At 65.2% G+C, this 4941-nt stretch carries 4 protein-coding genes and 2 pseudogenes; 2 read left to right on the top strand and 4 right to left on the bottom strand.

Annotation, left to right across the window (positions count from 1 at the left end; translation table 11 throughout):
- Positions 1–77, top strand: a pseudogene (locus LPZ50_RS21675) (4Fe-4S binding protein); the annotation flags it as partial.
- Here the strand turns inward: LPZ50_RS21675 and LPZ50_RS21670 are convergent.
- The 4 genes and pseudogenes from LPZ50_RS21670 to LPZ50_RS21655 form a co-directional block, all read right to left on the bottom strand.
- Positions 71–319: pseudogene (locus LPZ50_RS21670) on the bottom strand (glutamate--tRNA ligase family protein); the annotation flags it as partial. The pseudogenes LPZ50_RS21675 and LPZ50_RS21670 sit on opposite strands and share 7 nt — an antisense overlap.
- A 52-nt stretch (positions 320–371) precedes the next feature.
- A complete protein-coding gene (locus LPZ50_RS21665) occupies positions 372–830 on the bottom strand; it encodes a DUF494 family protein (protein ID WP_230664843.1) in 459 nt (152 codons plus the stop codon).
- A 187-nt stretch (positions 831–1017) separates the two neighbouring features.
- Positions 1018–3042 (bottom strand): TRAP transporter permease, encoded by a 2025-nt coding sequence (locus tag LPZ50_RS21660; protein WP_230664841.1) that lies wholly within the window; start codon positions 3040–3042, stop codon positions 1018–1020.
- Between the two features lie 218 nt (positions 3043–3260).
- On the bottom strand, positions 3261–4220 hold the full coding sequence (locus tag LPZ50_RS21655) for a TAXI family TRAP transporter solute-binding subunit (protein WP_230664839.1): 960 nt from the start codon (positions 4218–4220) through the stop codon (positions 3261–3263).
- 174 nt (positions 4221–4394) lie between these two features.
- Here LPZ50_RS21655 and LPZ50_RS21650 point away from each other — a divergent pair.
- Positions 4395–4941: alanine racemase (locus LPZ50_RS21650; protein ID WP_230664837.1), on the top strand; the 547-nt coding region annotated here is incomplete at its 3' end.

The raw sequence follows: 4941 nt of genomic DNA, 5'->3' as shown, positions 1-4941 counted from the left end.
GCGTGGTGCTGCACAACAAAGACACCTGTATCGGCTGCGGCTACTGTTCGTATGCCTGTCCGTTCGGTGCGCCGCAGCCGTAGATCAGCCCCTGGGCGGAAAGCGTGTCGAAAGCGTGCTGATAGGCGTCGTTGCGGAGTGATTGCCACATGATGCCGCCGTCCCAGTGCAGGCCCAGGGCCTGCAGCTGCGCCACGATGGTGTAGGCCGCGCCCGGCACGGTGCGGGGCGTGTCCACGTCTTCGATGCGCAGCAGCCAGCGCCCGTGGTGGGCGCGCGCGTCCAGCCAGCTGGCCAGCGCGGCCGCCAGCGAACCCATGTGCAGGGGACCGCTGGGGCTGGGGGCAAAACGGCCTGCGTAGTTCACGGGCTCAGTGGAGCCGGCGCGTACCGTCGTCGTCGAGCAGTTCTTCGAGCACCAGGTTGTCGATTTCGGCTTCCTGGCTCCAGAGCACCATCAGGGCGATGATCTTGGTCTTGGCCAGCGATACCGGCGTTTCGGGGGCCGCCAGGGCGCGGTCGATGACGATTTCGCGCAGCGGCGCGGGCAGCACGCCAGCGGATTCGAGAAAAGCGATGAAGCCGATGGATTCGGTGCCTAATTGCTGGTATTCGGTGTCGGTATAGATGCGGATACCGCTGCTGGGCACTTGCGCCAGGTCGACGCAGCGTTCGGTGGTTTCGGCCAGCCCATACAGCCAGCCCAGCGCGTCGTCGATGTCTTCGTGCTCGAAGCCGGCCGCCGCAAGGCGTTTGGCGAGAACGTCGGCCGCGGGACAGGCTTGCGGCGTATAGTAGTTTTCGAACAGATAAACGAGGATGTCGAACATATGGCGCATTGTTGTGCCAGTTTGCACAGTCGGCCCGCAAATCGGCAAACCAGCAAACATGCATTTAACTGTACGCTGAAACGTCATCCGGGGCAACTTGGCGGTACCGGCAAACCGCCACAACGTTGTGCTTTGGCACGCCGCGGAGGATAGCCTGAACCGTCCCCCTGCGCGAATGCGTCCCTGATTACGTGGCGTGCGGGTTGTTTTCCGCCTTCAACTGCGTGATTTGCCGCAGGAATACGGGTATGCACACCGCCAGGCCCAGCAGCCCGCTGGCCAGGCCCGGCACGATGGTCAGCAGGGCGCCCACTACACACAGCCAGCGTTCCCACGGCTTCATGCCAACCAGCAGGTAGCGCGAGAATGCCGCCGACAGCAAGATCAGCCCCACCATGCAGCCCAGCAGCGTGACGAAGAACGCGTACCAGGTGAAGCCCTGCACCGAGATCAGCAGCGACGGCGAGAACACGAACACGAATGGCACGATAAGCTTGGTGATGCCCAGGCGGAAGGCCGTATTGCCCGTCTTGAAGGGGTCGCTGCCCGCCATGCCGGCCGCCGCGTAAGCCGCCAGCGCCACCGGGGGCGTGATGTCGGCCAGGATACCGAAATAAAACACGAAGAAATGCGCGGCGATCGGTTGCACGCCCAGTTGCACCAGCGTGGGCGCGGCCACCGCCACCATGATCAGGTAGTTGGCCGTGGTGGGGATGCCGCAGCCCATCAGGATGCACACCACGCCCGTCATGGCCAGGGCGGCCACCAGGGTCAGGGTCTGGGTGTTGGCGATGACGTCCGGAATGAACATGCCCACGCCGCCGGCGATGGCCTGCGCGGCGCTGATCACGATATACGACACCTTGAAGCCCACGCCCGTAAGCGTGACCACGCCGATGATCAGGCCCACCGTGCCGGCCGCCGCGCCGACCGCCAGCGCGTATTTGGCGCCCGTTTCGAACGAATCGTACAGGTCGCGCAGCTTCAGGCGCTGGTAGGGGTTCAGCAGGCCCACCAGAATGCAGCCGGTGATGCCGGCGAAGGCGGCCAGGTAGGGGGTGCGCCCGCTGGCCAGCACCCAGATCAGCGCCACCAGCGGCAGCAAGGTGGGCCAGCGGCGCTTGAACGATTCGCGCAGCCTGGGCATTTCTTCGGCATTCAGACCCCGCAGGCCTTCGCGCTTGGCCTCGAAATGCACCTGCATGAACATGCCGAAGAAGTACAGGAAGGCGGGGAAAATGCCTGCCACGATGATCTGCTGGTAGGGGATGTCCAGGAATTCGATCATCAGGAAGGCGGCCGCGCCCATGATGGGCGGGGTGATCTGCCCGCCCGTGCTGGACGCCGCTTCGACGCCCGCCGCGAAATGGCGCGGATAGCCGATGCGGACCATGGCCGGAATGGTCAGCGAGCCCACCGTCACGGCGTTGGCCACCGATGAGCCCGACAGCATGCCGAACATGGCCGAGCCGAACACCGACACCTTGGCCGGCCCGCCCGCGTAGCGACCCGCTACGGCCGAGGCCACGTCCAGGAACAATTGCCCCAGGCCGATGCGGCTGGCCAGCACGCCGAACAGCACGAAATGGAACACGTAGGTGGCCACTACGCCCACCGCCACGCCATAGATGCCCTGGCTGGTCAGGTACATGTGGTTGACGATCTGCGGCCAGCTATTGCCCGCATGCTTGAGCAGGCCGGGAAACACCGGGCCGAACGCGGCATAGGACAGGAACACCAGCGCAATAATGGGCAGGGGCCAGCCCATGGCGCGCCTTGTGCCTTCCAGCAGGCCCACGATCAATATGGTGCCCATCAGCACGTCTTGCGGCAGCGGGTTGCCTACGCGGAAGGCCAAGTCTTCGAAAATGTACGGGATATACAGCACGCTGAACGCCAGCGCGATGGCAATGATCCAGTCGTACAGCGGCACGCCGCCCGGGGCCAGCAGGGTCGAGCGCGGCTCGCGCTGGTAGTGCGCCTTGCTGAAGCCGAACACCAGGAATATCAGGCTGAGCACGAACGCCAGGTGCACGCCCCGGTGTGTGGCTTCGCGCAGCAGGCCGAAGCCCGCGGTGTAGTAGTGGAACAGCGACAGCGACACCAGCAGGATCGATACGATCCAGGTGGCTGTCTTGGCCAATGGCCGGAAGCGGATTTCGGAATCGAATTTTTCCGCCAGTTTCTGGGTTTGCTCGTGATCGATTTCCATTGCCGGCCTTATCGGAAATACAGCGCGCCGGGCGGTGCCCGGCGCGCTGTGCGCATGCGGCGAGTTGTTCGCTTCAGTGGTTCATGCAGCGTCGCATGAAATACCCCCATGGAACGGCTGCGACGAACGAAACAGGTGCCGCTCCATCGGAGACGCCGCGGGTCCGGCTCCGCCGGCCCGCCAGCCGCGAGGTGGGCAGCGCATAGCGCTTCGGGGGGTTACAACAGCCCGGCTTCTTTGTAGAACTTCTCGGCGCCCGGATGGAACGGGATGCCCGCGCCCGTGACGGCGTTTTCCTTGGTGATGAGCTTGCCCTTGGCATGGCCGTTGTCCAGCACCTTGCGGGTGGCGTCACTGTACATGGCCTTGACGATGTCGTAGACGGTTTGCTCGGATTGCTTGGCCGACGTCACCATCTGCGCGTTTACCGAGATGGTCTTGACTTCGGCTATGCCCTGGTACATGCCGGCGGCGATGGTGTCGGGCGTGAAGAATTCCTGCTGGCTGCGCAGCTTGTCGATCTCGGGGCCCACGATGGGCACCAGTTCGATGCCCGCGCCGCTGGAGGCCAGTTCGGCGATGGCCCCGGCCGGCGCGCCGCCCACGAAGAAGAACGCGTCCAGGCCGCCGTCTTTCAGCTTGTCGCCCGCCTGGTTGGGTTTCAGGTATTCGGCCTCGATGTCTTTGTCGGTCATGCCGAAGGCGCCAAGGATCAGGCGCACGTCGACCAGGGTGCCTGATCCGGGCTCGTCCATGGACACGCGCTTGCCGCGCAGGTCGGCCACCGACTTGATGCCCGAACCCTTGCGCGCCACCAGGTGGATGCTTTCCGGGTACAGGGTGGCGATCAGGCGCAGGTTCTCGGCCTTGGGCTTGCCGTCGAAGGTGCCGGTGCCGGTATAGGCCCAGTAGGCCACGTCGGACTGCGTGAACCCGGCTTCCAGCGAGCCGCCCAGAATGCCGTTGATATTGGCCACCGAGCCATTCGAGGCCACGGCCGTGGCGATCAGCTTGCCGGGTTGCGAAATCGCGTTGGCGATCATGCCGCCCACCGGGTAGTACGTGCCGGCGGTGCCGCCGGTGCCGATACGGAAGAATTGCTGTGCTTGGGCCGGCCCGGCCGCGCCGGCCACGGCCAGCGCCAGGGTCAGGACCTTGATCCAGTTTTTCAAAGACATTGCGACTTCTCCAGATTTGGCGCCGCCGTAGAAGCGCCCTTTACGATCCCCACGCGATTCTTGCACGCGCCGCCGCGATGGGATTCCTAGGGTTTGCCTGGGGATACACTACGCGTTCTGTCCGGCGCCCGATCTGGCGGCTGGCATGTTCGTACGAAAAGGAAACGCACATTCATGGCCGCCATTCCCTCCGCCCCGGTTCCGCCCTTGCCACCCGCCGCCCAGCCGGGCGATGTGCTGGGAAGGGTGGACACGCCCAGCCTGGTACTGGACCTGGACGCCTTCGAATCCAATCTGCGGGCCATGCAGGCCTGGGCCGACCGCCACGGCGTGGCCCTGCGGCCGCATGCCAAGGCGCATAAATGCCCGGAAATCGCGCGCCGCCAACTGGCGCTGGGCGCGCGCGGCATCTGCTGCCAGAAAGTCAGCGAGGCCCTGCCCTTCGTGGCGGCCGGCATCAATGACGTGCACATCAGCAATGAAGTGGTGGGGCCGGCCAAGTTGGACTTGCTGGCCCAGTTGGCGCGGGCGGCGCGCATCAGCGTCTGCGTGGATGATGCAGGCAATCTGGCGGATATCTCGGCGGCCGTGGCGCGGGCGCAGGCCCATGTAGACGTGCTGGTGGAAGTGAACGTGGGCCAGGGGCGCTGCGGGGTGTCCGACCCGGCCGCCGCCGTGGCCCTGGCCCGTCAGGCCCAGGCGCTGCCCGGCGTGGCCTTCG

It is taken from the genome of Bordetella petrii (genome assembly GCF_020991325.1).
GTDB classification, from domain to species: Bacteria; Pseudomonadota; Gammaproteobacteria; order Burkholderiales; family Burkholderiaceae_B; genus Bordetella_A; species Bordetella_A petrii_E.
The sequence above is the reverse complement of the archived record's forward strand: the minus strand, read 5'-3'. Positions and strand labels throughout refer to the sequence as shown.